Raw genomic sequence first — 25,691 nt, 5'->3', positions numbered from 1 at the left:
GGGGGCAAGCATGGGCCTTTGGAACCAGTTCAGCGCCGTGATGCTGCGCCAGCGCGGGCATCTATTTTGCTGGGTGCCGGTCTGCCTCGCCTTGGGGATCGGCTGGTATTTTTCGCTGCGGGCTGAGCCTTCGGGGGTGATGTTGGCGGCGGTCGCATGTGTCGTGGTCGTGCTGGCGGTCGTCGCGCGAGCGCTGCCTGAGGTCACGGCCCCCTTTGCTGTCGCCGCGGCTTTGGTCTTGCTGGGAGTGCTGCTGGCGGCGTTTCGGGCGCATTCGGTGGCGGCCCCGGTTCTTGGCTGGCGTTACTATGGCCCGGTCGAGGGGCGTGTCGTGGCACTTGACCGAAGCCAGTCCGACGCGCCCCGCGTGACGCTCGATCAGGTGCGGTTGGACCGGGTGCCGCCCGCGCGCACGCCGCCCCGGGTTCGCGTCTCACTCCATTCGACGCTCTCCGGCGCAATTACGCCACGGCCCGGCATGCAGGTGATGACCACGGCGCATCTGTCGCCGCCCGCAGGCCCGGTCGAGCCGGGCGGCTTTGATTTCCAGCGCCATGCTTGGTTTGCCGAGTTGGGTGCGGTGGGCTACACCCGCGTGCCGCTTTTGGGCATGGCGGACCCTGTGGAAGGGGGCATCGCGTTGATCCTTTTCCGATTGCGCATGGCCGCCTCCGCGCGGGTGCGCGCCCATCTTCCCGGCGATATCGGTGGTTTCGCCGCCGCCATCACCACCGGTGACCGCAGCGCCATTTCGCAAGACGCCCTGCAAGACCTGCGCAGCAGCAATTTGGCGCATCTATTGGCGATCTCGGGCCTGCATATGGGCTTGCTCAGCGGAGTTGTCTTCGGCGCAGCGCGCCTGCTTCTCGCGTTGCATCCGGTCACCGCCACCCGATGGCCCAGCCGAAGCATAGCCGCGGGGGCCGCTCTGATTGCCGCCACCGGATACCTCGCGCTGTCGGGCGGAAATGTCGCGACCGAGCGGGCCTATGTCATGTGCGCCGTGGCGCTATGCGCGCTGATGATCGGGCGGCGGGCGATCTCTCTGCGCGCCGTCGCCATTGCGGGCATCATCGTCCTGACCCTGCGGCCAGAGGCGCTGATGGGGCCGGGGTTCCAAATGTCATTCGCCGCGACCACGGCGCTTGTCGCCGTCTTTGGCTGGATCCGCGATATCGAAGGTGAGGTCATTCCCAAACGTCTCCGCCCCGTTGCCGCGGTGGTGATCTCTTCGGCCGTTGCGGGGCTTGCCACCGCGCCCATATCCGCCGCGCATTTCAACACGATCGCGCATTACGGATTGGTCGCGAACCTGCTCTCGGTTCCCTTGATGGGGGGCTTGGTCATCCCCGCCGCAGTGCTGGCGGCGATCCTTGCGCCCTTCGGCGGTGAAGGAATACCGCTTTGGGCGATGGGTCTGGGCCTTGAGTGGATCCTATCGGTCGCGGATGTAGTGGCACATCTGCCCGGCGCGCGCAGCTTCGTGCCGGGGCCGGGGGGATGGGTGTTGCCGCTCCTGTCACTCGGGTTTCTCTGGCTCGTCCTGTGGCAAGGGCATTTGCGTTGGTTCGGCCTGCCCGCGATCGTGCTGTCTTTCGCCCTCTGGCAAGGAACCACACGCCCGGACGTGCTTGTCGCCGACACGGGAACGCTCGTGGGCGTCATGACCCCGGCGGGCAGGGCGCTCAGCAAAGACAAAGCCGCAGGTTTCGTCGCGCGCAATTGGTTGGAGAATGATGGCGACGGCGCGGATCAAGCCGTGGCCGCCCAAAGATGGGCGGGCCAAGAGGAGGGTATCATCCATCTGTCAGGAAAACGGGCGGTCGCCGCCTTCAGCGGCTGCCAGCCCGAGGATGTCGTGGTCGCGTCCGCCGATATGGCGACCGACCGAGATTGGGGCTGCCAAGTCTACGATCCCCTGCGGCTGCGGAAAACTGGCGCAATCGCGCTGAACAAATCGGCGCAGGGTTGGGAAGTCACCACCGCGAAAGACCGCGCCGGGACACGCTTGTGGAACAGCCGCCCGCAGAGTCAGTAAGTGCGGATCAACCCGACCAGTCGCCCCTGAACCTTCACCTTGTCCGAAGGCAGCACCCGCGTTTCATAGGCGGCATTGGCGGCTTCCAGAGCCACCGAAGACCCTTGCCTGCGGAAACGCTTCAGCGTCGCTTCCTGATCTTCGACCAAAGCCACCACGATATCACCATTATCGGCGACGGAGGTTTCACGGATCACCACGATATCGCCATCGTTGATACCCGCCTCGATCATCGAGTCGCCGCGCACTTCGAGGGCGTAATGCTCCCCCTGACCAGCGATCATCCCGCCGGGCACCGTAACGCTATGGGAAACTTGGGAGATCGCCTCGATCGGGACACCGGCAGCAATCCGGCCCATGACCGGCACATCGAACGCGTGATGCGCGGTGACCGGTTGCGCCGCAGGCGGCGGCGGGGCGTCGGGCCGATCCCCGTCGATCACGCGGGGGGCGAAACCGGGCGCACCGCCTAGGCTCTCGGGTAGCTTGACCACTTCGATCGCACGGGCGCGGTGGGCCAGGCGGTGGATGAAGCCACGCTCCTCCAATGCCGTGATCAGCCGGTGGATGCCGGATTTCGACCGCAAGTCGAGCGCCATTTTCATCTCATCAAAGCTGGGCGGGACGCCGTCGCGCTGCACGCGTTGGTGAATGAAAGAAAGCAGATCGAGTTGTTTTTTGGTCAGCATCGCGCGGCCCCTGAAGCTTTTATTGCTTTTGTTCTAGGGATGTTCTTGTTTTGTGTCAACCGTGGGTTGGCGTTAAATCAAAATGTACTTTTGCAAATCGCCCGCCTTGCGCGCCGGTTCATTAGGCGGGCGGATCATCAGCGCATCAGCCTGCGCGAGCACGGATAGAAGAGACGAATCCTGCCGATCGTCCGGGTAGAGCGCGCCATCGCGAAGATAGGCGCGCATGTAATGCGCACGCGGCCCATTCGGGCCAATCTCGCGCCCAAGGGGGGCTTCGCGCTTGACAGCATGGACTACGGTCAGCCCAAGCATGCGCCGTAGCATAGGTAACACGAAGATCGCACCGCAAACCATTGCAGAAACGGGGTTTCCCGGCAGCCCGATCATCGCGGCATCACCGATCTTGCCTGCCATCAACGGCTTGCCGGGCCGCATCGCGACCTTGTAAAATGATTGCTCCATGCCAAGCTCAGCCGCCACGGGCGCGATGAGGTCATGATCACCCACCGACGCGCCGCCGATGGTGACAATCAAATCCGCGCCGCGGGCCAAGGCGAAGGCCTGTTTGAGCGACGCTGTCGTGTCCCGCGCGATGGGCAGCATGCGCACTTCGGCGCCCGCCTCTTCGAACATCGCGGCGAGGCCGTAGCTATTGGAGGCGATGATCTGGTCGGGGCCGGGGCTTTCACCGGGCTGCACCAATTCATCCCCGGTGGCGAGGATCGCGATGATGGGTTTGCGGGTGACAGGCACCTGTGCCACGTTCATCGCAGCCAGCAGCGCCACATCGGCGGGGCGCAAAATGCGCGGGGCGGTTAGGTTTTCGCCTTTGGTGAAGTCTCCGCCAGCGGGGCGAATATTGTCTTTGTCGTCAATATGGTGGCCGAGGGTGATAAGGTCGCCGCGCCGGGTCACATCCTCTTGGATCACCACGAAATCGGCGCCCTCGGGCACAGGCGCGCCGGTGAAAATGCGCACGGCTTGTCCGGCTCGCAGCGTGCCCACGTAAGCATGGCCCGCCGCGGCTTCGCCGACAACTTTGAACATCGCATCCGGTTCGACTTCGGCGCGGCGCAGGGCGTAGCCGTCCATAGAGGAGGCGGCGAAAGGCGGCTGGCTGCGCTGCGCGCGCACGGGCTGCGACAAGACACGGCCATTGGCGCCGCGAAGGGCGACTTCTTCGGTTTTCAGAGGATCGACAAGGTTCAGGACGGCTTCCAAAGCCGCTTCGACGCTGATCATGTCGCCTCGTAACGGCCTGATTTACCGCCATCTTTCAGAACGACCCGCGTGCCGCCAATCTCCATCGCTTTATCCACCGCTTTGGCCATGTCATAGACGGTGAGGGCGGTGACGGAGGCCGCAGTGAGGGCCTCCATCTCAACCCCAGTTTGGCCAGTAGTTTTGACGGTGGCGAGAATACGGATGCCGGGCAGTGCGGTGTCGGGGGTCAGTTCGACGCTGACCTTGGTGATCGGCAGAGGGTGGCAAAGCGGGATCAGGTCTGCCGTCCGTTTGGCCGCCATAATCCCGGCAAGCCTTGCGACCCCAAGAACATCACCCTTCTTAGCGCGCCCTTCAGTAATGATATCAAGCGTTTCCGGCGTCATCTTGATGTAGCTTTCAGCCTTGGCTACCCGCGAAGTCACGGCTTTCTCCGAGACATCGACCATATGGGCGTCGCCCTCGGCGTCGAAATGGGTGAGCGCCATTACATCCCTCCGGGAACGAGCGGGTTTGCGAGCAGATCGCGGGTGGCCTGTTCGACATCTTGCTGGCGCATCAGGCTTTCGCCGATCAGAAAGCAGCGCGCGCCGTAGACAGCCATATCGGCGAGGTCTGCGGGGGTGTAGAGGCCGGATTCACAGACCAGCATACGGTCGTGAGGGACGGCCTCTGACAGTTGGCGCGTCACATCAAGAGAGGTCTCGAAGGTGTTGAGATTGCGGTTATTTATCCCGATCATGCGGCTGTTGAGCTTTTCGGCCCGGGCGAGTTCCTCCGCGTCATGAACCTCAATCAGCGCGTCCATGCCCCATTCATCTGCCGCTTGCTCAAGTTCCGCGGCCTGCGCGTCTGAGACGGAGGCCATGATGATCAGGATGCAGTCGGCACCAAGGCTGCGCGCTTCGGCGACCTGGTAGGGGTCGTAGAGGAAATCTTTGCGCAGTACCGGCAGATCGCATTCGGCGCGGGCCTCGACGAGGAATTCCTTCGCGCCTTGAAAACTCGGGGTGTCGGTAAGGACCGAGAGGCAGGTCGCGCCGCCCGCAGCATAGGCGCGGGCGAGGGCGGCGGGTTCGAAATCTTCGCGGATCAAACCTTTGGAGGGGCTGGCTTTTTTGATCTCGGCGATCAGGCCATAGCCTTCGCGGGAGGCTTTGTGCAAGCTCTGCGCGAAGGGGCGGACCGGCGGGGCGGCGCGGGCCGCAGCTTCGACCTCTGCCTGCGATTTTTCGGCCTTGGCAGCGGCAATTTCGTCCAGCTTGTAGGCTTTGATTTTTTCAAGAATTGTGGCGGTCATGGCTTCCTCACGGCTTTGTCCAATGTATGCCGGGCTTGCCTTGGCCCTGCAACCAGTCATTCACGCGGCTGAAGGGGCGTGAGCCGAAGAAGCCGCGCCTTGCTGACAGCGGTGAAGGGTGCGGCGTCTCTATCTTCAGGTTGCGCGCCGGATCGACCTCTGCCGCCGCCTTTTGCGCATGCGCCCCCCAAAGCAGGTAGGCGCGGGGGCGATCAGAAAGACGGTTGAGCACCTGAGCGGTTAACCTTTGCCATCCGAGCCTGGCGTGCCCATGTGCGCAGCCCGCCGGAACGGTCAGCACGCTGTTAAGCAGCAGAACCCCTTGATCGGCCCAGAACCGCAGGTCTGGGTCTTGCGGTGATGCGCCAAGATCGGCGTCTAACTCATTGAATATATTAACAAGGGAGCGGGGAATGGGGCGCACATCCGGCTCGGCCGAAAAGGCATAGCCATGGGCGTGGCCGGGTGTCGGATAGGGGTCTTGGCCAAGGATCACCACCTCCACAGCCGATGGTTGCAGATGCTCAAGTGCGGCGAATATCTGCGGGGCGGGCGGTAGGACCACCCTCGTATCCGCGGCAAGCTGTTCGGCGATACGCGGCCAATCCTCGGCAAAAAAGGGCAGCTCGGCCCATGCGCCAAGGGCGGTGAGGCTGGGTAGCGTCATGCCGACTGGCTGATCCGCGCCACTTTCTCGATCCGCTCACGCGCCGCGCCGCTGTCGATGCTTTCGCGGGCCATCTCGACGCCGGTTTTCAGATCCGGGGCCACATCGGCCACCACCAAAGCAGAGGCCGCGTTCAGCAACACCGCGTCGCGGTAGCCTGATGGAACTCCGTCAAGGAGCGCCTTGAAATGTTTGGTGTTTTCGGCGGGCTCACCCCCGGCGATGGCTTCGAACGGATGGACCGGCAGGCCCGCGTCTTCGGGGTGCAATTCGCGCAGGTTGACGACACCGTCTTCCAGTGCTGCGACCCAGCTGACACCGGTGATGGTCAGCTCATCCGTGCCATCGGAGCCATGCACCAGCCATGCTTTTTCCGAACCGAGCTGCTTGAGTGTCAGCGCCATCGGTTCAATCAGATCGCGGGTATAGGCGCCGGTCAGCTGCCGTTTGACCCCTGCCGGATTAGTCAGTGGCCCGAGGATGTTAAAAATCGTGCGGGTGCCAAGTTCGGACCGGGTCGGCATGACATGGGCGACGGCAGGGTGATGCATGGGCGCCATCATGAAACCGATGCCTGCCTCGGCCAATTCACGCTCGACCACCGCGGGGCCGACCATGACGTTGATCCCCAGTTGCGACAGCGCGTCGGAAGCGCCGGATTTCGAACTGAGGTTGCGGTTTCCATGTTTCGCCACGACAGCGCCTGCGCCTGCGGCCACGAAGGCGGCGGCGGTCGAGATGTTCAGCGTACCCTTGCCGTCACCGCCGGTGCCAACGATGTCGATCGCGCCTTCGGGCGCGCGGACGGCGTTGCATTTGCTGCGCATGACCTGCGCCGCGGCGGCATATTCGGTGACCGTTTCGCCGCGCGTGCGCAGCGCCATGAGGAACCCGCCGATCTGGCTGGGGGTCGCTTCGCCCTCGAACAGAATTTCAAAGGCTTCAACGGCCTGATCCGAGGTCAGCGGCCCGTTCGCGGCGGCATCAAGCAGGGGTTTCAGCGCGCTACTCATGCCGGGACCTTCATCTCGTTCAGGAAGTTTTGCAGCAGGGCGTGGCCATGCTCGGACCGGATCGATTCCGGGTGGAATTGCACGCCGTGCAGGGGCAACTCGCGGTGTTGTAGGCCCATGATGGTGCCGTCTTCAAGCGCTGCGGTAATCTCAAGGCAATCGGGCAGGCTCGCGCGTTCGACCACCAGCGAGTGATAGCGCGTGGCCCCGAAGGGCGCGGGGAGCCCGGCGAAAACGCCGCGCCCGTCGTGCTGCATCTGGCCCAGTTTACCATGCACGATATCATCCGCGCGCACGACCTTACCGCCGAAGGCTTGGCCCAAGGTCTGGTGGCCAAGGCAGACCCCCAGAAGCGGCACGCGCGCTGCGGCGGCGGCATGGGTCAGCTCTAGGCAAATTCCCGCTTGGTCGGGGTCGCAGGGGCCGGGAGACAGCAGGATACCGGCGGGGTTCATGGCCATCGCTTCGCCCACGCTGAGCGCGTCGTTGCGGTGCACCTGCACATCCGCCCCGAGGCTGCCCAGATAGTGGACCAAGTTATAGGTAAAGCTGTCGTAGTTATCGATGAGCAGCAGCACAGGCAGGCATTTCTTTGTATTAGGACTGGAGAAACCGCGCCGGAGCGCGGTATAGGTTTTCGCATACATGTTCAGGCTTGAACCCCATCGTCAAGAGTTTGGGGCAAGCCAATTGAGGGGAACGCCGGGCTTTCTGGCCATGGCGCAGACAGCAGGAGTAGCGCAGATGGCACGCGGAGTTCTGAGCGGGCTGATTTGGGGCGGTGTGGCAAGCATCGGTGTGGCCGGTGCGGTGTCGCTGATGATGCCTTTGCCGCTGCCGCCGCAGGTGGGCGATGCGCCCGGATCCGGCCCCGCCCCGGCGCGGATCAATGTGACGGACGCCGGCGAGCGGGCGCGAAGCCGCGATAGCGCGCCGGTGTTGAATGCCCCCGCGCCGCGCGCCGATGTGCCGCAGCAGGATAGCCTCGCCGCGCTCGACCCCGACACGCAGACCTCGGCCAGCTTGCCTGAGACCGGCGGTGCGGAGGGGCTCAGCACCCCCGCGGCCCCCGAGGGGCAGACGCCGATGTCCCCTGGCGCGGAAGAGCCTGTCATGCCCAATCCGCAGGCCACAGCGCCGGATGCGCCGCCCGCGGCGGATGAGCTTTCGATCAGCACCGAACCCGCGCAGCCGCCCGCGCCGGATGTGGCGGATATCGAAGGGGCATTTGACGCGCCACTGGGCATGGAAGCGCCGGAGGTCGAAGAGGAGGAGGCGATCACCCTGCCGGCGGAAGAGGTCGTGATCGGAGAGCCGGAGGTTGAAGCCGATGCGCTTGAAGACGCGCCTGACGGTGAGGCGGAGGCCGCTGAAGCTGACCTGTCTTCCCCGGTGCCTGAGCCGGAGAGCATCGAGGGGGCAAGCCCCGCGCCGCTGGAAGAGACGGAGGTTGCCGAAGCAACTCCAGAGCCCACTGAAACCGAAGCAGACAGCCGCCCGGCCATCGGCACGCCCGCGACCAGCCTGACCGAGCGAGATACAGGCGTCGTGATCAACCGCCCCGGCGCAGAGGTGGCGGCAGAACCCGCTGAAGCTGACGAAATCGTGAACGAAGACCCGCGCCCCGTGGTGGCCAACAGCCGCGCCGTGGACCTGCCCGAGGGCAAGCCGCTGATGAGCGTGGTGCTGATCGACGATGGTACCTCGGTCACCGCTGGCAGCGCCGGGTTGGCCGCATTGCGCAGCTTTCCCTATCCGCTGAGTTTCGCCGTCGACAGCACCCTGCCGGACGCCGCCGCGCGGGTGGAAACCTACCGCGAGGCTGGGTTCGAGGTTTTGGCCATGGTCGACCTGCCGCAGGGCGCGCAGCCGAGCGATGCCGAGACTACATTTGGCGCCACGCTCGACCAGATTGGCCCGGTGGTGGGGGTGTTAGAAGGCACGGAGAGCGGCTTCCAAGGCAGCCGCGCACTGGCCGATCAGGTGACCGATATCCTCGCGCAATCCGGCCACGGGCTGGTGACGCAGGACAAGGGGCTTAACACCATGCCCAAGCTGGCGCGCAAGGCGGGTGTGCCTGCCGATCCGGTGTTTCGTGACTTCGACAGCAAGGATCAATCGGCCCGGGTGATCCGGCGTTTTCTGGATCAAGCGGCCTTCAAAGCGGGGCAGGAGGGTGCTGTGATCATGCTGGGCCGCCTGCGCCCCGATACCGTCTCCGCCCTGTTGCTCTGGGGGCTGCAAGACCGCGCGAGCGACGTGGCTTTGGTCCCAATCTCGGCGGTGCTGCTGCGCGAGGAGTAGTGACCCCGCGCGGTGCGCGCCGTGGCGCTAGATGATCTCGTCCTCGTCGAAGAGCGGGTCTTCCTCCAACTGGCTGGCGAGTTCATCCACCGTCGCCTCCGCCGCGCGGGGGCTAAGTTTGGCAAGGTGAAAGACTGCATCCCCTTCGTTAACGATGGGCAGCATCGCCCGCCCGATGAGGATGCCGGGCGCATCGGCCAGAAGCTCGGCCTCCTCCTTGCCGAATGGGTCCGAGACGATGGCCAGAAGATCGCCCTCGGCGACGGTTTCCCCCTCGGCCCGGAAGGTGCGCAGCAGGCCGCCTGCGGGGGCGCGCAGCCAATGGGAAGCGGTGCAGATATAGGGCGCGCTGCGGGCGCGGGCGATGCCCTTGGCGGGCAGCATGTCTTGCCCGCGCATGACCCGCAAGATGCCCGCCAGACCCGCCCGCACGGCCATCTCGTCAAAGCGCAGCCCTTCGCCCGCCTCGTAGAGCAGGATCGGCGTGCCTTGTTTCGCGGCGACCGCGCGCAGCGATCCGTCGCGCAGGGGGGAGGTCAGCACCACCGGCGCGCCGAAATCCAGCGCCATTTTCTGGGTCACCTTATCCGCCGGAGAGACGCGCACCTGCGGCAGGTTCGTGCGGTGGATCGCCGCCGAATGCAGATCAATGCCGAAGTCGCAGCGCAGCACCACCTCTTGCAGAAAGATATGCGCCAGGCGCGCGCCGAGGCTGCCGGTAGGCGAGCCGGGGAAGCAGCGGTTCAGATCACGCCGGTCAGGCAGGTAGCGCGAGCGGTTCAGGAAGCCGAAGGAGTTCACGACAGGCACGACAATGAGCGTGCCGCGCAAGGCCGAAAGCTGCGGCGCGCGCAGCAGGCGGCGCAGGATCTCCACGCCGATCACCTCATCCCCATGCACCGCCGCTGAAACGAACAACGTCGGCCCGGGCCGTTTGCCGTGGAAGATTTCCAGCGACAGATGCACCGGCGTGTGGTCCGGCAGGATCGAAACGGGCAGATCAACGGCAAGGCTGCTGCCGGGGGCGACGGAATGCCCCGCGATCTGGAAAGGCGCGCGGGGGGCCATGGTCAGCCGTTGCCCTTGCCACCGAACCGCGACGCATCCGCAGCCGCGCGGCGGATTGCGCCGGATTTATGCACGGTTTCCATGAATTCGGCCTCGGGGTCGCTGTCATAGACCACGCCGCCGCCTGCTTGGATGTAGAGCGTCTCGTCTTTCACCACGGCGGTGCGCAAGGCGATACACATGTCCATGTCGCCGCCCGCGCTGAAATAGCCCACGCCGCCGCCATAGACGCCACGTTTCTCGGGCTCCAATTCGTCTATGATCTCCATCGCGCGGACCTTTGGCGCGCCCGAGACGGTGCCTGCGGGCATCCCGGCGAAGAAGGCGTCGAGCGCATCCTTGCCCTCTTTCAACTCACCCACCACGTTAGAGACGATGTGCATGACGTGGCTGTAGCGCTCGACGATGAACTCTTCCGTCGGGCGCACGCTGCCGATCTTGGCAACCCGGCCCACGTCGTTGCGGCCCAGATCCAGCAGCATCAGGTGTTCTGCCAACTCCTTGGGGTCGCTGAGCAAATCGGCTTCTAGCGCGCGATCTTCTTCCGGGGTCGCGCCGCGCTTGCGGGTGCCTGCGATGGGGCGAATGGTCACTTCGTTGCCGAAGACCCGGACGAGGATCTCGGGGCTGGCGCCCACCACATGGAAGCCGCCAAAGTTGAAATAGAACATGAAGGGCGAGGGGTTGGTGCGCCGCAGGCTGCGGTAGAGCGCGAAGGGCGGTTGGGTGAAACCTTGGGCCCACCGCTGGCTTGGCACCACCTGAAAGATGTCACCCGCCTTGATATAGTCGCGCGCCTTTTCCACGGCGGATTTATAGCCCTCGCGGGTGAAATTGCTGACCGGCTCCGGCGCGTCTTCGGCCTCTCCCAAATCGCGGGAGGTCTGGGGCATGGCGCGTTCCAGATCGCGCACGGCGTCCATCACCCGCTCGGCGGCTTGGGCATAGGCCGCGCGAGCGGTTTGACCTTCGGACACCCAAGCGGGGGAGACAATGGTGACCTCGCCTTTGACCCCGTCGAGCACAGCGACGACCGAAGGGCGCACCATCACGGCATCGGGCAGGCCCAGAGGGTCGGGGTTCACATTGGGCAGATGTTCCACCAGCCGGATCATGTCATAGCCGAGGTAGCCGAAAAGCCCGGCGGCGGCTTGCGGCAGATCGTCGGGCAGGGTGATCCGCGATTCCGCGATCACGTCGCGCAGACGGTCGAGCGGGTCACCGGGCATATCCTCAAAGGCATCGGCATCATAGCGCGCCGCACGGTTGAGTGCGGAGGTCTTGCCCCGGCAGCGCCAGATCAGATCGGGCTTCATGCCAATGATCGAATACCGCCCGCGCACATCGCCGCCGGTGACGGATTCCAGCACAAAAGCATTCTCCGCCGCGCCGGTGAGTTTCAACATCAAGGACACAGGCGTGTCGAGATCGGCGGCAAGGCGGGTGTAGACGATCTGATTCTCGCCCGCCTCATAGGCGCGGGCGAAACTATCGAAATCCGGGGTCAGGGCCATCAAAATTGCCTATCAGGGAAAGTTCACATGCACGGCATTGATCGCGCGCTGGTCGATCTGGGGATCGGCGTCGCGCATGACGGCATTGCTGTAGATATCGAAAAGACCTTGGGCCAGCGCCTGATCCAACTGCTGCGAAAGGCGGTCCATCAGCGCTTGGGTCTGGTCGTCTTCGCCCGCCGGTGTCACGGCATCAAGGCGCAGAACCACGACGCTATCGCCCGCAGGCAGGACGGCCACACCGCCTTCGTCGAGGTCAAAGACCTGATCCATGAAGTCGTCGGGCGTGCCGTCGACATAGGAGCTGCGGGTCAGGCCTTCGCCAAGCTGAGGCGAAAGACCGGCGGCCTCAAAACCCCCTTCTTCGGCCAGCGTCTCGGTCAGGCTCTCGGCCTTTTCGGTCAGCGCCTCGACAATTTGGGCGTTGCGCCATGCGGTCTCAACGGCGTCGCGGGCCTCTTCGAAAGGTTCGGGACGCGCCTCTTTGGTCTCATCCAGCCGCATGGCAAAGATGCCGCCGTCTTCGAGTTGATCGATCTGCGGGAAGTCATTCGCGCTCAGCCCCGCTGCGGCCTCGCGGAAGGCACCATAGGCGGCGATGCCCTCGCTGCTGTCTTGGGTCCAGTCGATGGTGCCAAGGCGCATCTTGGTCTCTTTGGCCAAGTCTTCGAGCGTGGCACCCCCGGCAAGCTGGTCGTCAATCTCTTGCGCGCGGGCTTCGACGGCACGGGTGGCGCGGGAGATGGCGAGGGTCTCTTCCAGCACGTCACGGGCCTCTTCGAAAGGCACATGCTGCGCGGGGAGGATGGCGTTTACGCGGAACAGGGCCGGCCCGAGCGAGCTGGCCAGCGGGCCTACGATATCACCGCTTTCGGCGGCAAAGACCGCATCGCCTGCATCATCAAGGTCGGATTTCGCGACATCGCCGAGATCGACATCCGCCAAGGCCAGGCCGCGCTCTTCGACCAGCGCCTCGAAAGTGGTGCCGTCGACCTCAAGCGCTGCGGCGGCGCGGTCTGCGGCCTCCTGATCGGCAAAGACCAGACGTTCGACCAAACGCCGCTCGGGCTGGTCGTATTCGTCGCTGCGGGCGTCATATTCGGCCCGCAGCTCTTCTTCGGGCACTTCGACTTCGTCCAGCAGGTCTTCGGGAGCGAGCCAAGCGTAGGTGATGCTTTTGCTGGCGGGCAGCATGAAGTCGTCGGTGTTGGCGTCGTAATAGGCGCGCAATTCGTCTTCGGTGGCGGCGGGCAGGGGCGCGTCGAGGTCATCCTCGCTCAGCCGGGCCCAAGTGAAGCTGCGCTCTTCGGCGACATAGTCGACCAGGGTGCGGGCATAGGTGTCGGGCATTGAGACGCCGCCCAGAATGGCGCGTTGGAGCAGGCCACGCGCGGCTTCTTCGCGGATCGAGCGTTCGAACTCGGCCTCGCTCATCCCGCTTTGCTGAAGGGCAAAGCGATAGCCTTCGCGGTCAAAGTTGCCGTCGATCCCTTGGAAGGCCGAGATTGCCACGATCTCATCGCGCAGGGTGGCGTCACCGATGGAGATGCCCATTTCGTCGGCTTCGTGGTCCAACGCGCGGTTGCGCACGATCCGTTGCAGCACGGCGCGGTCTAGCCCCATCTCTTGGGCGCGGGCGAAGGGCAGGCTCTCCCCCGTTTGCGCTTCGATCGCGCGGATTTCCTGCTGCAACTGGCGGGCATATTGATCGACCGAGATCGACTTGTCGCCGACGGTGCCGATGCTGCGCAGATTGCCACTGAGGTTGATCGCGCCAAAGCCGCCCAGACCCAAGATCAAAAGGGCCATCAAGGCCCAGACGGCGGTTTTCGAAAAGCTGAAGCCCTTTTTGGCCATGACACGGTCCCTCGTTGATTTCGGACCTGTCTATGCGTTGCGTGGCAGGGCTGCAAGCCTGTCGAAAAGCACCTTCAGACCGGCGGCGTCGAGGTTGGCAAAGGCGATGCGCAGCTGGCTTTCGCCGCGGGCGTCGCCCTCGGGCTGGAACATCGTGCCGGGCAGGCAGAGCACGCCAGCGTCGCGCACCAGATCGCGCGCCAGATCAGCCGAAGAGACGCTGAAAGGCTGGCGCATATAGGCGAAGTAGCCACCCAGCCCCAGAAGCTCCCAGCCCAGCGGTTCAAGCCGGGGCATCAGGTCGGCAATGGCGGCGCGGCGGGCGAGGATTTCCTCGCGTTCTTCGGCAAGCCATGCGCTGAGGTTCTGCATCCCCCAAAGCGCGCCGTGCTGGCCGATCTGCGCGGGGCAGATGGCGACAGTGTCGAGGAATTTCTCGACCTCGGCCAGCCGTGCGCGGCTGGCGATCAGCGCGCCGACGCGGTGGCCGGTCAGGCGGTAGGCCTTGGAGAAGGAATAGAGGTGGATGAGCGTGTCATGCCAATCGGGGTCGCGGAACAGCGCGTGTGGCGGGCCGGGGCGGCTGTGAAAATCGCGGTAGGTCTCGTCAAGGATAAACGCGATGCCGTGGCGGCGGGCCAGTTCGAAGAATTCCTGGACGAGGGCGGCGGGATACTCCACGCCGCCGGGATTGTTCGGCGTGACCAGCGCGATGGCACGGGTGCGCGGGGTGATGGATGCCCCGGCCTTCTCGGGGTCGGGCAGCATGTCGGCCTCGACGGGCAGTGGCACCGCGGTGACGCCGCTCATGTCAAGCCACATCTTGTGATTGAAGTACCAGGGCGTCGGGATGATGACCTCGTCACCCTCGCCGCAGAGCGTGGCGATGGCGGCGGCGAAAGCCTGGTTGCAGCCGGAGGTGATGCAGACCTGTTCGTCGGTCACCACGCCCGCGTATTTCTCTGCCGTCTGCCGCGCCAGTTCGGCGCGCAGCTCCGGCAGGCCCAGCACCGGCCCGTAGAGATGCGCCTCATCGTTGTTCAGCGTGACCTCGGCCATCGCCCGGCGCAGCCCTTCGGGGGGCGGATCGACGGGCGCGGCTTGGCTGACATTGATCAGCGGTCGGTCGGGCGGGAAGTCGACCCCGTCGAGCCAACGCCGCGCCTCCATCACCGGAGGAAAGAAAGTGGTGGCGGTGCGCGGAAGCGTCATGGGGGTATCCGGTCAGATAGAGGCAGGGCAGGTGGCGCGGGGCCGGTCAGTCCTTGCCGCGGTAGGGTTCGACGTATTGCAGGGCCATGTCCCACGGGAAGAAAATCCATGTGTCCTGACTTACGCCGGTGATGAAAGTATCGACCTGCGGCTCGCCCTCGGGCTTGGCATAGACGGTGGCGAAATGGGCCTGGGGGTAAAGTTCGCGCACCAGTTCGATGGTCTTGCCGCTGTCGACGAGGTCATCGACGATCAGGATGCCAGTGCCGTCGCCCATCATCTCGGCATCGGGGGATTTCAACACCTTCGCCTCGCGGCGTTGGTCGGCGGCGCCGCCGCCCGAGTGGTACGACATGACCGAGATCGTATCGACGGTGCGGATGTCGAGTTCGCGCGCGACGATCATCGCGGGCGCCATGCCGCCGCGGGTGATCGCCACCACCGCACGCCAAGCGCCATCGTCGGGGCCCAGACCATCCAGCCGCCAGGCCAGCGCGCGGCTGTCGCGGTGGATCTGATCCCAGGAGATGTGAAAGCCCTTTTCATGGGGCAGGCGCGAGGCGTCCTTGGATTTGGTCATGGTGGTCCTTTGCAGCAGCTGGCGCGGGCACCCGCGCGAATTAATTTGGGCGGCTTATTCCTTGGACATGTCGGGCGCGTCAACCGCCTTCATGCCGACGACGTGATAGCCCGCGTCCACATGCAGGTTCTCGCCCGTGGTGCCGCTGCCCAGATCCGACAGCAGGAACAGCGCGGCCTTGCCCACGTCCTCGGTGGTGACGTTGCGGCGCAGGGGCGAGTTATACTCGTTCCATTTCATGATGTAGCGGAAGTCGCCGATGCCGGAAGCCGCCAGCGTCTTGATCGGCCCCGCCGAGATCGCGTTGACGCGGATGCCGTCCTTGCCCAGATCTTCGGCGAGGTATTTTACGCTCGCTTCCAGCGCCGCCTTGGCCACGCCCATGACATTGTAATGCGGCATCACCTTCTCGGCGCCGTAGTAGGTGAGCGTCAGCGCGCTTGCCCCGGGCGACATCATCTTCTCGGCGCGCTGCATCACGGCGGTGAAGGAGTAGACGGAGATGTCCATCGACATGGCGAAATTGCCGCGGCTGGTGTCAACATAGCGGCCGCGCAGCTCGCCCTTGTCGGAAAAGCCGATGGCGTGCACGATGAAATCCAACTCACCCCAGCGTTCTTTCAGGCTCTCGAACAACGCATCAATCGACGCTTCATCGCCCACGTCGCAGGGCAGAACGATGTCGCTGCCAAGCTGCTCGGCCAGCGGGCCTACGCGTTTCTTCAGCGCTTCGCCTTGGTAGGAAAAAGCAAGCTCCGCCCCCGCATCGGCCAGTGCCTTGGCCACGCCCCATGCGATGGATTTGTCATTCGCCAGCCCCATGATGAGCCCGCGCTTGCCCTGCATCAGTTCGTTTCCCATTCCGCCGCCTTGTCTATGTTTTTGTCTATGTTCCGTTGAGGTTGTCTTGGTCTAGGCGATTGCAGCGCTACCATCAAGACTGCACAGGCGCCTTCACCCCCGAGAATTGCCATAAGATCGGCGGCTAACTGTCGGAAATCGGGTGAGGTTGTCCTTTGAGTTGCCGATTGTTAACAAATGCCATACCGAAGAGATCGGACCCCGGCGTAGAACCGGTGACAGGCAAAGCACTCTGAAGGAGATGCCGAATGGAGACGCGGACTGGTATTTTTGCGGGGGATGATCCCTTTGCAATTGCGCAGCGTTGGCTTTCCGAAGCAGAGGCGACCGAGCCTAATGATCCCAATGCCATCGCGCTCAGCACGGTAGATTCGCAAGGGCTGCCCAACGCCCGCATGGTGCTGCTAAAAGAGATCGAGCCGGAGGCTTTTGTCTTTTATACCAATTACGAAAGCCAGAAGGCGCAGGAACTTGACGTCGCGGGCAAGGCGGCCTTTGTCATGCATTGGAAATCCCTGCGCCGCCAGCTGCGGGTGCGCGGCTTGATCAGCCGAGAGGACGGGCCGCAGGCCGATGCCTATTACGCCTCGCGCTCGCTCAAAAGCCGTCTGGGGGCTTGGGCCTCGCGCCAATCGCAGCCGCTCTCGGGCCGAGGTGCGCTGATGGCCGAGGTGGCCAAGGTGACCGCGCAGAAGGGGGTGAACCCTGAGCGTCCCCCGTTCTGGGGCGGCTACCGGATCACCCCGCTGGAAATCGAATTCTGGGCCGATGGCGAGTTTCGCCTGCATGACCGTTTCCAATGGCGGCGCGCAGATGTCGCGGCACCCTGGGCCGTGACCCGGCTCAACCCCTGATCTGACGGCGCGATACCCCATGAAAGATGTGTCTGAAACCCAAGCGGAACCAGCGGCGATAGATGACCCTCTCGAAGGCGTGGTCAAATGGTTCGACCCGGTCAAGGGCTTCGGCTTTGTCGTTGCGGATGCGGGCGGGGCGGACATCCTGCTGCACGTCAATGTCCTGCGCAATTACGGCCAAAGCTCTGTCGCGGATGGAGCGCGGGTGGCGGTGCGCGTCCAACAGACCGAGCGCGGGGCGCAGGCGGTCGAAGTGCTTTCCGTAGAGGCGCCCAGTGAATTGCCCGCCGCCGTGGTGGAATTCGCCGGTTTCGACCCTGAGCAGCTGGCCACCGCCGAGTTTGAGCCCGCCCGTGTCAAATGGTTCGACAAGGCCAAGGGATTCGGGTTTGCAAATGTCTTTGGCTGCGCGGAAGATGTGTTTTTGCATATCGACGTGCTGCGCCAATCCGGACTTTGTGATTTGCAACCGGGCGAAGCACTTGCCATGCGTGTGATTGTTGGCGATCGGGGCCATCTGGCGGCGGAGGTAAGCTCATGGGACGCGGTGATAGACGGCTAAAGGTCGGGCGACTGGCAAGGTATATGTCAGGGGCGGCACTGGCTGGCCTGCTGCTGACCGGCGCGGCGGTGGCCGAGGTTTGCCGTATCGATTCTGTGACGCTCCGCGGGGAGTGGGGGAAGGCCCGCTTCTCTGTCGAAGTGGCCGATGACACGGCGGAACGCGCCAAGGGGCTGATGCACCGCCGTTCGCTGCCGCTGAGCGCGGGCATGCTCTTTATCTACGAAAGACCTCAGCCCCTGAATTTCTGGATGCGCAACACGTTGATCCCGCTGGACTTGCTGTTCATCGACGAAAGGGGTGTGGTGCAGAAGATTCATCACTCCGCCAAACCGCTTGACGAAACACCGATCCCGGGCGGCGACGATCTGCTGTCGGTGCTGGAGATTAACGGCGGCTTGTCAAAACGCCTCGGCATCACCGAAGGCAGCGAAATCCGCCATCCGGCCTTTGCCAGCAACGCTCCGGCTTGGCCCTGCTAAAGACTTCGCGGATTTTCCGATTTTAAGGTCAATCGGGGCTTTTCAATTGGCGGGCTTATGGCTAAAGAAGCCCCAGTCGGAGCGTGGCGCAGCCTGGTAGCGCACCTGTTTTGGGTACAGGGGGTCGGAGGTTCGAATCCTCTCGCTCCGACCACTTTCTTCTAACATCGCTGATGTAGCGCTTCCCGCTTTGGTTGAGGCGCGCCCGTTGTTCTATCCTCATTCTGCACAAGATATAGTAGCTACCGCCGCCGTATTGGCAGGTTTGCGCCTGTGCGCGCCAAGATCGTGATGATTCTGCCGCGGTTCTTGACGCGGACATGGGGCAGGGGGCTTGGGCCGGGTGATCGTGGCACAGGGTTCACTTGCGGCGGCCTGTCGCCCGGCGGGTGGTCTTGGGCTGTGGATGAATTCAACCAATCTCTCAAACACCTCCGCTAACCCGGCCCCGGCAATGGATTATTTCAAAGCCGCCCACCAATCGGGCTTGCGGGTATCTTTGGGGATATCCTGAGGCTGAATCACTGGGGTAGGGCGCGGGGCAAATCGGGGGGCTTCGGTCAACTACCCGCCCCGAAATAATTCCGAAAAAAACCGTTGACCAATTAGTGCGATCTACGTCAGTTTGTGGGGGTCAAGTAAAGCGCCACAATATGTTGTGGTTAACGCAACGGGGCGCTTCGGCGGCGGGGACAGAGTATAGAACCAGCGTTTTAATCGTTTTCGGGCCGCTTGCGTCAGCAGGTGGCGCGGGGAAGCTTTGTTCAAACTGCCAGCAATAGGGGTGAGACGGCCTGCCGTGGGCATGTCGGCTCAGGATTTTGAGAGTTTGAAAAAGGGCAGCGACGATGAAGATTGAACGGAATTTCACCAAGGCCGGGCAGGATGCCTATGCGGATTTGGACTTTGTCACCACGGTGTCAGAGATCCGCAACCCTGACGGTTCGGTGGTGTTCAAGCTCGACAACGTCGAAGTGCCCAAATCCTGGAGCCAGGTCGCCAGCGACGTGATCGCTCAGAAGTATTTCCGCAAGGCAGGCGTGCCCAGCAAGACCCGCAAGGTCAAGGAAAAGGACGTGCCCGAGTTCCTGTGGCGCTCCGAGCCCGCCGAGGGTGCCGAGATGGGCGGTGAGACTTCCTCCAAGCAGGTCTTCGACCGTCTGGCGGGCGCTTGGGCCTATTGGGGCTGGAAGGGCGGCTATTTCACCACCGAGGAAGACGCCCGCGCCTATTACGACGAGATGCGCCACATGCTCGCCAGCCAGCGCGCGGCCCCCAACAGCCCGCAGTGGTTCAACACCGGTCTGCACTGGGCCTATGGCATCGACGGTCCGGCGCAGGGGCATTACTACGTCGACTACAAGACTGGCAAACTGACCCGGTCGAAATCCTCTTATGAGCACCCGCAGCCGCATGCCTGCTTTATCCAGTCCGTCGGCGACGATCTGGTGGGCGATGGCGGCATCATGGACCTTTGGGTCCGCGAGGCGCGTCTGTTCAAATACGGCTCGGGCACGGGCACCAACTTTTCATCGCTCCGTGGAGAGGGCGAGAAGCTGTCGGGCGGCGGCAAGTCGTCGGGTTTGATGGGGTTCCTCAAGATCGGGGACCGTGCAGCCGGCGCCATCAAATCCGGCGGCACCACCCGCCGGGCGGCCAAGATGGTGATCGTCGACGCCGACCACCCCGATATCGAGGATTTCATCAACTGGAAGGTGCTCGAAGAGCAGAAGGTGGCCTCCATCGTCGCCGGCTCCAAGATGCACGAGCAGAAGCTCAACCTTTTGTTCGACGCGATCAAGACATGGGACGGGGCCGAGGCGGATGCCTATGACCCCGCCAAGAACGCCGCGCTGAAACAGGCGATCCGCGAGGCCAAGAAGGTCGCGATCCCCGAGACCTACGTCAAGCGCGTGCTGGACTACGCCAAGCAGGGCCACACCGGCATCGAGTTCCCGACCTATGACACCGACTGGGATTCTGAGGCCTACAACTCCGTCTCCGGCCAGAACTCCAACAACTCGATCCGCGTCACCAACGCCTTTCTGAAGGCCGTGGAGAAGGATGCCGACTGGGAGCTGATCAGCCGCACCGAGAACCGGGTTGTTAAGACCGTCCGCGCCCGTGACCTCTGGGATCAGGTCGGCCACGCCGCTTGGGCCTGCGCCGATCCGGGCATCCAATACCACGACACCGTGAACGACTGGCACACCTGTCCCGAAGACGGCGCGATCCGCGGCTCGAACCCCTGTTCGGAGTACATGTTCCTCGACGACACGGCCTGCAATCTGGCTTCGATGAACCTGCTGACCTTCCTCAAGGACGGTGTCTTTCAGGTCGAGGACTACATGCACGCCTCGCGCCTGTGGACCGTGACACTGGAAATCAGCGTGATGATGGCGCAGTTCCCCTCCAAGGAAATCGCGCAGCGGTCTTATGACTTCCGCACGCTGGGTCTGGGCTATGCCAATATCGGGGGCTTGCTGATGAACATGGGCTATTCCTATGACAGCGACGAAGGCCGCGCTTTGGGCGGTGCCCTGACCGCGATCATGACCGGCGTCGCCTATGCGACCTCCGCCGAGATGGCGGGCGAATTAGGCGCTTTCCCGGGCTATGCCAAGAACGCCGAACACATGCTCCGCATCATCCGCAACCACCGCACCGCGGCCCATGGCAAGGCCGACGGCTATGAGCAGCTGTCGGTCAAGCCGGTCCCGCTGGATCACGCCAACTGCCCGCAGGCGGGGCTGGTCGACATCGCCAAATCCTGCTGGGACGAGGCGCTGAAACTGGGCGAAGCCCATGGCTACCGCAACGCGCAGACCTCCGTCATCGCGCCCACCGGCACCATCGGTCTGGTGATGGACTGCGATACCACCGGCATCGAGCCCGACTTCGCGCTGGTGAAGTTCAAGAAGCTCGCCGGGGGTGGATACTTCAAGATCATCAACCAATCCGTGCCTGCCGCGCTGGAAAAGCTCGGCTACGGGTCGGCCCAGATCGAAGAGATCGTCAGCTACGCCGTCGGCCACGGCACCATCGGCAATGCGCCCGCGATCAACCACACCACGCTGGCAGGGCACGGCTTTGGCGCCAATGAATTGGCCAAGATCGACGCCGCGCTAAAGCAGGCCTTCGACATCCGCTTTGTCTTCAACCAATGGACGTTGGGCGAAGCTTTCTGCACGCAGGTGCTGGGCATTCCGACCGAAAAGCTGAACGACCCGACCTTTGATCTGCTCCGCTCCCTCGGTTTCAGCAAGGCCGATATCGAAGCGGCCAATGACCACGTCTGCGGGACCATGACGCTCGAAGGCGCGCCGCATCTGCGCGAGGCGCATTACGGCATCTTCGACTGCGCCAACCCCTGCGGCAAGAAGGGCAAACGCTATCTCTCGGTCAACAGCCACATCCACATGATGGCGGCGGCGCAGAGCTTCATCTCGGGGGCGATCTCTAAGACGATCAACATGCCCAATGACGCGACGATCGAGGATTGCCAGAAGGCTTATGAACTCAGCTGGTCCTTGGGGATCAAGGCCAACGCGCTCTATCGCGATGGTTCGAAACTGAGCCAACCACTGGCCGCGGCCCTCGTGGAGGACGACGAAGACGCCGCCGAGACGCTGGAAAGCGGCAACACCCATGAGAAAGCCGCCGTGTTGGCCGAAAAGATCGTCGAGAAGGTGATCGTCAAGGAGATCATCAAGTCGCACCGCGAGAAGATGCCGCAGCGCCGCAAGGGCTATACCCAGAAGGCCAACGTGGGCGGTCACAAAGTTTATCTGCGCACCGGCGAATATGAGGACGGCAAGCTGGGCGAGATCTTCATCGACATGCACAAGGAAGGCGCGGGCTTCCGGGCGATGATGAACAACTTCGCCATCGCGGTCTCGGTCGGTCTGCAATACGGCGTGCCGCTGGAGGAATTCGTTGACGCCTTCACCTTCACCAAGTTCGAACCGGCGGGCATGGTGCAGGGCAACGACAGCATCAAACAGGCGACCTCGATCCTCGACTATGTGTTCCGTGAATTGGCGGTGAGCTACCTCGACCGCACCGATCTGGCGCATGTGAAGCCCGAGGGCGCGACCTTTGACGATCTGGGCCGGGGCGAGGAAGAGAACCTCTCGAACGTCAGCGAGTTGAGCGAAGGGGCCGCGAATAAATCGTTGGAAGTGCTGAAGCAAATCAGCTCCACCGGCTATCTGCGCAACCGGCTGCCGCAAGAGTTGGTTGTGCTGCAAGGCGGGCAAAACGTCGAAACAAGCTCCGCCTACGCAGCCCAAGTCAGCAATGGCGATATGGCGGTCGCGGTGCAGCCCGCAGCTCCGGCCGCGACCGGCGCGGTAAGTCTCGATGCGCGGGCCAAGGCCAAGATGCAGGGCTATGAGGGCGAAGCCTGTGGTGAATGTGGCAACTACACATTGGTTCGCAACGGCACCTGCATGAAGTGCAACACCTGCGGCGGCACTTCGGGCTGTAGCTGATAAGATGTATCCCGAAAGGGGCGCGCAGGGGCAGGGCCAAAAGGCCCGCCCCGACGAAGTCGGCGTGTAGCTCTACCAAAGCGTTAATTTCCGCGTCCTCGTCAAAACTGCGTTAACCAAAATTAAACCAGTCTCTCCCTATCAAGGTCATGAAAGGGAGAATTTGATGAAACGTCTTGTTATATTGGGATTTCTCACCGGATCGCTGGCGGGCTGTGTGGAGCCTCCGGCCTCACCGATGGAGGCCGCGGCGCGCAAAGCGGCGGCGGCGGAGTTGACGGCGAAACAATGTGCGGGTTTTGCGGGCGGCTATGAAAGCGTGCGCAAGCTGCGGCATGACGCGAACCAGAATATTGCCACCGCGCGGCGGCTTGGGGCGACGGATGCCACCATCGCCAAGGCGCGGGCGGATGTGCGCATGGCCTTTGATATGCAGGTCGCTTTCTCGACCCCGCAGCAGGCCTGCAACATGATGGTGGGCGAATTGGCTTGGGCCACGGGGTGAGGACGTCTAGCGATGCGCCACGTCGAGCCAGATCGGCAAATGGTCCGAGGCGCGGCGGGTCTGGGCTGTCTCGATCACACCGCCTTGGCGCACGGTAAGATGTTGGTCCAAGGCGATGCGATCTAGGAAGGCCACGGGCATCCGCGCGTGATAGCTCTTGCCCGGCGCATGAATGGTGAACCGTTTCGCCAAACGCCCGAGACCCACCTTTTGCGACCATTCGTTCAGGTCGCCCGCGATCAGCGTCGGGCAGGCGGCGCAGGCGTCGAGATGGGCGATCATGGCGCTCAGCTGCTCCTTGCGCGACGGACGCAGCAGGCCGAGATGCGAGGCGATCACGCGCAATTGCCGCGCGCCGAGATGCAGGTCGGCCACCATGGCGCCGCGCGGCTCCACCCCCGGCAGGGTCAGATGCGCCACCCGGTCGATCTTGGCCGAGGGGCGGACCAGAACGGCATTGCCATGCCAGCCGATGCTCACGTCGCTCGGCGTGGGCACAGGGCGCAGGCCCGTCACCTCTTCGACCCGGTCGAGAGGCAGGGCCGAAGGGCGGGGGGCACGGCGGCGGTCGGCCTCTTGCAGCACCACCACATCGGCATGCAGGCTGCGGATGATCCGCATGATCCGCTCGGGATCGCGGCGCCGGTCGGTGCCCATGGCCTTGCGGATATTATAGCTGACGATGCGCAGCGATTGCGGGGCGACGGCGGGGATCATAGGACGGGCGCTCCCAGACGAAACAGCCCTTCGGCCACCTTGCGGAACATCCCGCTAGGCGGTCTTTCCATGGCGCAATGCTCCGAGAGATGTTCGAACCAGTCATGCAGCTTTGCGACCGAGGCCGCGTCATAGACAAAGAGCGTGACCTCGAAATTCAGCAGCATGCTGCGCACGTCGAAATTGGCCGTGCCGACCAGCCCCATGTCGTCGATGATCCCGGCTTTGGCGTGGATCATGCCAGGCTGGTAATAGAGCACATGGCCGCCCGCCTCATGCAGATCGCGCAGATAGGCACCCCGCGCAAAATCGGCCATCCGTTGGTTTGAGCGTTCGGGGACCAGAACCCGCACATCCACACCCCGCCGGGCCGCAGTGGTCAAAGCCGAACCGAGCGCCTCGGTCGGGACGAAATAGGGGGTCACCAGCCAAATCCGTGCCTCGGCCAGATGTATTGCGCGGATCAGACCATCATGCAGCGGGTCTTCGGCGATGTCGGGGCCGGAGGGCACGAGCTGCACTGTCGCTGTCCCGCCCGTATGGGCCGCGACCGAGGGGGCCGGGTCCAAAGCCTCCCCACTGGCGACGCCCCAGTCTGAGCGGAACACATCGCCGAAACTCTGCACCGCGCGGCCTTCGAGCAGAAAGGCCAGATCGGTCCAGCCATCCTCCAAGGCCGCAGGTCCGAGGTAATGCGCGCCGATGTTCATGCCCCCGGAAAAGACCCGTGCATCATCGGCGATGATCATTTTGCGGTGGTTGCGCAGGTTCAGATGGCCCGAGCCCGGGAGTTGCAACAGCGGAGAGTAGAAGCGCACATCGCCACCCGCGTCGCACAGGCGGCGCAGGGCGGCTGTCGGGCCGCGCAGGGTGCCCAAACGGTCCATCAGCAGCCGAACCTTCACGCCCGCCTTGGCCCGTTCGGTTAGCGCGTCGACGAAAATGCGCCCGGTGTCGTCATTGGCTACGATGTAAAAGAGCACGTCGAGCCGTTTCTCGGCCCCTTGGATCAGTGCCATGACCGCTTCATGGGCCGCCGTGGGGTCGCCCAAGAGCCGCAGGTCTTGGCCATGGACAGCGGCGGGCAGGCCGAAATACTGCATCGTCGCGTCAAGCGTATGCACAGGGCGGGGCGGCGGGCCGCCGGTATCGCCTTTCAGAAAATGCACCGGCGTGTAGCGCGAGGATTGTTTGCGAAAGCCGAGCGCCAGAAACAGCGGCACCGCAACCCAGGGCAGCACGATGATGAACAACAGCCAAGCGGCGGTGGATTGCGGCGTGCGGCGTTGTTGCAAGATCACGATTGCCGCCAGCAGCGTCAGGATCACGATAATGACGACTTCCAGATGGGTGGTGATCCAAGACATGGGGTGGGGCCTGCTCCTTCTTGCTGACAATACGAGCAGATAACGCGTTCAGTGGTGACAGCAAGCCTCGGACGGGGTCTACCGTGAGGGAATGGTGCGGGGTCGGGGGCGTTTTAGCGGTTTTCGATCGGGGAGCCTCTTTCGCGCGGTTGTCTCTGGGTCGTTTCTCTGGCGGAACTTTCGCTGCGGTGAGGGCAGACATGGCCGGGAATTCGTGTTGCGGCATCAACTCTCTGATTTAACGAGGCAAAATGCATCTGCGCAGCGCCTAATTCGACACATGATACATAACTTAAGCGGCCCCTAGCCGAGGGTGTGTTGCAAATGTGCGACAATCAGCGCATCGCAATTCTGTGATGTGAAAAACCTGAAACCCAA

The 25,691-nt window shown here is 63.5% G+C and carries 22 protein-coding genes and 1 tRNA gene; 8 read left to right on the top strand and 15 right to left on the bottom strand.

Going from position 1 to position 25,691, the window contains the following annotated elements; translation table 11 throughout:
- The first annotated feature begins 10 nt into the window (after window positions 1-10).
- A complete protein-coding gene (locus tag ACGYK2_RS02050; protein ID WP_271687129.1) occupies window positions 11-2,038 on the top strand; it encodes a ComEC/Rec2 family competence protein in 2,028 nt (675 codons plus the stop codon).
- On the opposite strand, the gene lexA is transcribed toward ACGYK2_RS02050, so the two are convergent.
- The 7 genes from lexA to ACGYK2_RS02015 all read right to left on the bottom strand — a co-directional run bounded on the left by lexA (window position 2,032) and on the right by ACGYK2_RS02015 (window position 7,512).
- Window positions 2,032-2,727, bottom strand: a complete 696-nt coding sequence (gene lexA / locus ACGYK2_RS02045; RefSeq protein WP_271687130.1) for a transcriptional repressor LexA — start codon at window positions 2,725-2,727, stop codon at window positions 2,032-2,034. The genes ACGYK2_RS02050 and lexA overlap by 7 nt on opposite strands.
- A 72-nt stretch (window positions 2,728-2,799) precedes the next feature.
- Window positions 2,800-3,972 (bottom strand): gephyrin-like molybdotransferase Glp, encoded by a 1,173-nt coding sequence (glp, locus tag ACGYK2_RS02040; protein WP_271687131.1) that lies wholly within the window; start codon window positions 3,970-3,972, stop codon window positions 2,800-2,802.
- Entirely contained in the window at window positions 3,969-4,442 is a 474-nt protein-coding gene (gene moaC / locus ACGYK2_RS02035; protein ID WP_271687132.1) for a cyclic pyranopterin monophosphate synthase MoaC, read from the bottom strand. Before moaC ends, glp begins: the two co-directional genes overlap by 4 nt.
- Complete coding sequence (gene trpC, locus ACGYK2_RS02030; RefSeq protein ID WP_271687133.1) at window positions 4,442-5,254, bottom strand: indole-3-glycerol phosphate synthase TrpC; 813 nt, start codon at window positions 5,252-5,254, stop codon at window positions 4,442-4,444. The genes moaC and trpC overlap by 1 nt, the downstream gene beginning before the upstream one ends.
- 7 nt (window positions 5,255-5,261) lie before the next feature.
- A complete protein-coding gene (locus tag ACGYK2_RS02025; RefSeq protein ID WP_271687134.1) occupies window positions 5,262-5,921 on the bottom strand; it encodes a uracil-DNA glycosylase in 660 nt (219 codons plus the stop codon).
- The gene (gene trpD, locus ACGYK2_RS02020) at window positions 5,918-6,934 is read right to left on the bottom strand and encodes an anthranilate phosphoribosyltransferase (RefSeq protein WP_271687135.1); all 1,017 of its coding nucleotides are present in this window, start codon (window positions 6,932-6,934) and stop codon (window positions 5,918-5,920) included. Before trpD ends, ACGYK2_RS02025 begins: the two co-directional genes overlap by 4 nt.
- Window positions 6,931-7,512, bottom strand: coding sequence for an aminodeoxychorismate/anthranilate synthase component II (locus ACGYK2_RS02015; protein ID WP_271687136.1), 582 nt, complete (start codon window positions 7,510-7,512; stop codon window positions 6,931-6,933). Before ACGYK2_RS02015 ends, trpD begins: the two co-directional genes overlap by 4 nt.
- Before the next feature lie 166 nt (window positions 7,513-7,678).
- On the opposite strand from ACGYK2_RS02015, the gene ACGYK2_RS02010 reads away from it, so the two are divergent.
- Window positions 7,679-9,238: a polysaccharide deacteylase family 2 protein gene (locus ACGYK2_RS02010; RefSeq protein ID WP_271687137.1), complete on the top strand. Its 1,560-nt coding sequence runs from the start codon at window positions 7,679-7,681 to the stop codon at window positions 9,236-9,238.
- Between the two features lie 27 nt (window positions 9,239-9,265).
- Here the strand turns inward: ACGYK2_RS02010 and ACGYK2_RS02005 are convergent, their stop codons facing one another.
- From ACGYK2_RS02005 to fabI, 6 genes are read right to left on the bottom strand one after another with little or no spacing between them, the layout of a single operon-like run.
- The gene (locus ACGYK2_RS02005) at window positions 9,266-10,306 is read right to left on the bottom strand and encodes a succinylglutamate desuccinylase/aspartoacylase family protein (protein WP_271687138.1); all 1,041 of its coding nucleotides are present in this window, start codon (window positions 10,304-10,306) and stop codon (window positions 9,266-9,268) included.
- A gap of 2 nt (window positions 10,307-10,308) precedes the next feature.
- On the bottom strand, window positions 10,309-11,820 hold the full coding sequence (gene trpE / locus ACGYK2_RS02000) for an anthranilate synthase component I (protein WP_209217679.1): 1,512 nt from the start codon (window positions 11,818-11,820) through the stop codon (window positions 10,309-10,311).
- Between the two features lie 12 nt (window positions 11,821-11,832).
- Window positions 11,833-13,677 (bottom strand): peptidyl-prolyl cis-trans isomerase, encoded by a 1,845-nt coding sequence (locus tag ACGYK2_RS01995; protein ID WP_271687139.1) that lies wholly within the window; start codon window positions 13,675-13,677, stop codon window positions 11,833-11,835.
- Window positions 13,678-13,707: 30 nt separating this feature from the next.
- Window positions 13,708-14,889, bottom strand: coding sequence for an aminotransferase (locus ACGYK2_RS01990; protein WP_271687140.1), 1,182 nt, complete (start codon window positions 14,887-14,889; stop codon window positions 13,708-13,710).
- Window positions 14,890-14,935: 46 nt separating this feature from the next.
- Window positions 14,936-15,469 (bottom strand): xanthine phosphoribosyltransferase, encoded by a 534-nt coding sequence (gpt, locus tag ACGYK2_RS01985; protein WP_067261592.1) that lies wholly within the window; start codon window positions 15,467-15,469, stop codon window positions 14,936-14,938.
- A 54-nt stretch (window positions 15,470-15,523) separates the two neighbouring features.
- Window positions 15,524-16,330, bottom strand: coding sequence for an enoyl-ACP reductase FabI (gene fabI / locus ACGYK2_RS01980; RefSeq protein WP_067261594.1), 807 nt, complete (start codon window positions 16,328-16,330; stop codon window positions 15,524-15,526).
- 248 nt (window positions 16,331-16,578) lie between these two features.
- Between fabI and pdxH the strand changes: the two genes are divergently transcribed.
- The 6 genes from pdxH to ACGYK2_RS01950 all read left to right on the top strand — a co-directional run bounded on the left by pdxH (window position 16,579) and on the right by ACGYK2_RS01950 (window position 23,229).
- Window positions 16,579-17,184: a pyridoxamine 5'-phosphate oxidase gene (gene pdxH, locus ACGYK2_RS01975; protein WP_271687142.1), complete on the top strand. Its 606-nt coding sequence runs from the start codon at window positions 16,579-16,581 to the stop codon at window positions 17,182-17,184.
- A gap of 19 nt (window positions 17,185-17,203) precedes the next feature.
- Window positions 17,204-17,749, top strand: coding sequence for a cold shock domain-containing protein (locus tag ACGYK2_RS01970; RefSeq protein ID WP_197470812.1), 546 nt, complete (start codon window positions 17,204-17,206; stop codon window positions 17,747-17,749).
- Window positions 17,750-17,772: 23 nt separating this feature from the next.
- Window positions 17,773-18,231, top strand: a complete 459-nt coding sequence (locus tag ACGYK2_RS01965) for a DUF192 domain-containing protein (protein WP_271689962.1) — start codon at window positions 17,773-17,775, stop codon at window positions 18,229-18,231.
- Between the two features lie 77 nt (window positions 18,232-18,308).
- Window positions 18,309-18,385 (top strand) — tRNA-Pro (locus ACGYK2_RS01960).
- A 694-nt stretch (window positions 18,386-19,079) separates the two neighbouring features.
- Complete coding sequence (locus ACGYK2_RS01955) at window positions 19,080-22,724, top strand: vitamin B12-dependent ribonucleotide reductase (protein ID WP_271687143.1); 3,645 nt, start codon at window positions 19,080-19,082, stop codon at window positions 22,722-22,724.
- A 166-nt stretch (window positions 22,725-22,890) separates the two neighbouring features.
- Window positions 22,891-23,229: a hypothetical protein gene (locus tag ACGYK2_RS01950; RefSeq protein ID WP_271687144.1), complete on the top strand. Its 339-nt coding sequence runs from the start codon at window positions 22,891-22,893 to the stop codon at window positions 23,227-23,229.
- A gap of 6 nt (window positions 23,230-23,235) precedes the next feature.
- On the opposite strand, the gene ACGYK2_RS01945 is transcribed toward ACGYK2_RS01950, so the two are convergent.
- Both ACGYK2_RS01945 and ACGYK2_RS01940 read right to left on the bottom strand, forming a co-directional pair.
- Window positions 23,236-23,946, bottom strand: coding sequence for an endonuclease/exonuclease/phosphatase family protein (locus tag ACGYK2_RS01945; RefSeq protein WP_271687145.1), 711 nt, complete (start codon window positions 23,944-23,946; stop codon window positions 23,236-23,238).
- The gene (locus ACGYK2_RS01940; RefSeq protein ID WP_271687146.1) at window positions 23,943-25,313 is read right to left on the bottom strand and encodes a phosphatidylserine/phosphatidylglycerophosphate/cardiolipin synthase family protein; all 1,371 of its coding nucleotides are present in this window, start codon (window positions 25,311-25,313) and stop codon (window positions 23,943-23,945) included. The genes ACGYK2_RS01945 and ACGYK2_RS01940 overlap by 4 nt, the downstream gene beginning before the upstream one ends.
- Window positions 25,314-25,691 lie beyond the last annotated feature (378 nt).

Origin of the sequence: Sulfitobacter sp. 1A10359 (assembly GCF_043558145.1) — a bacterium.
Classification (GTDB): Bacteria; Pseudomonadota; Alphaproteobacteria; order Rhodobacterales; family Rhodobacteraceae; genus Sulfitobacter; species Sulfitobacter faviae.
This window is presented reverse-complemented; position numbering and strand designations above follow the sequence as displayed.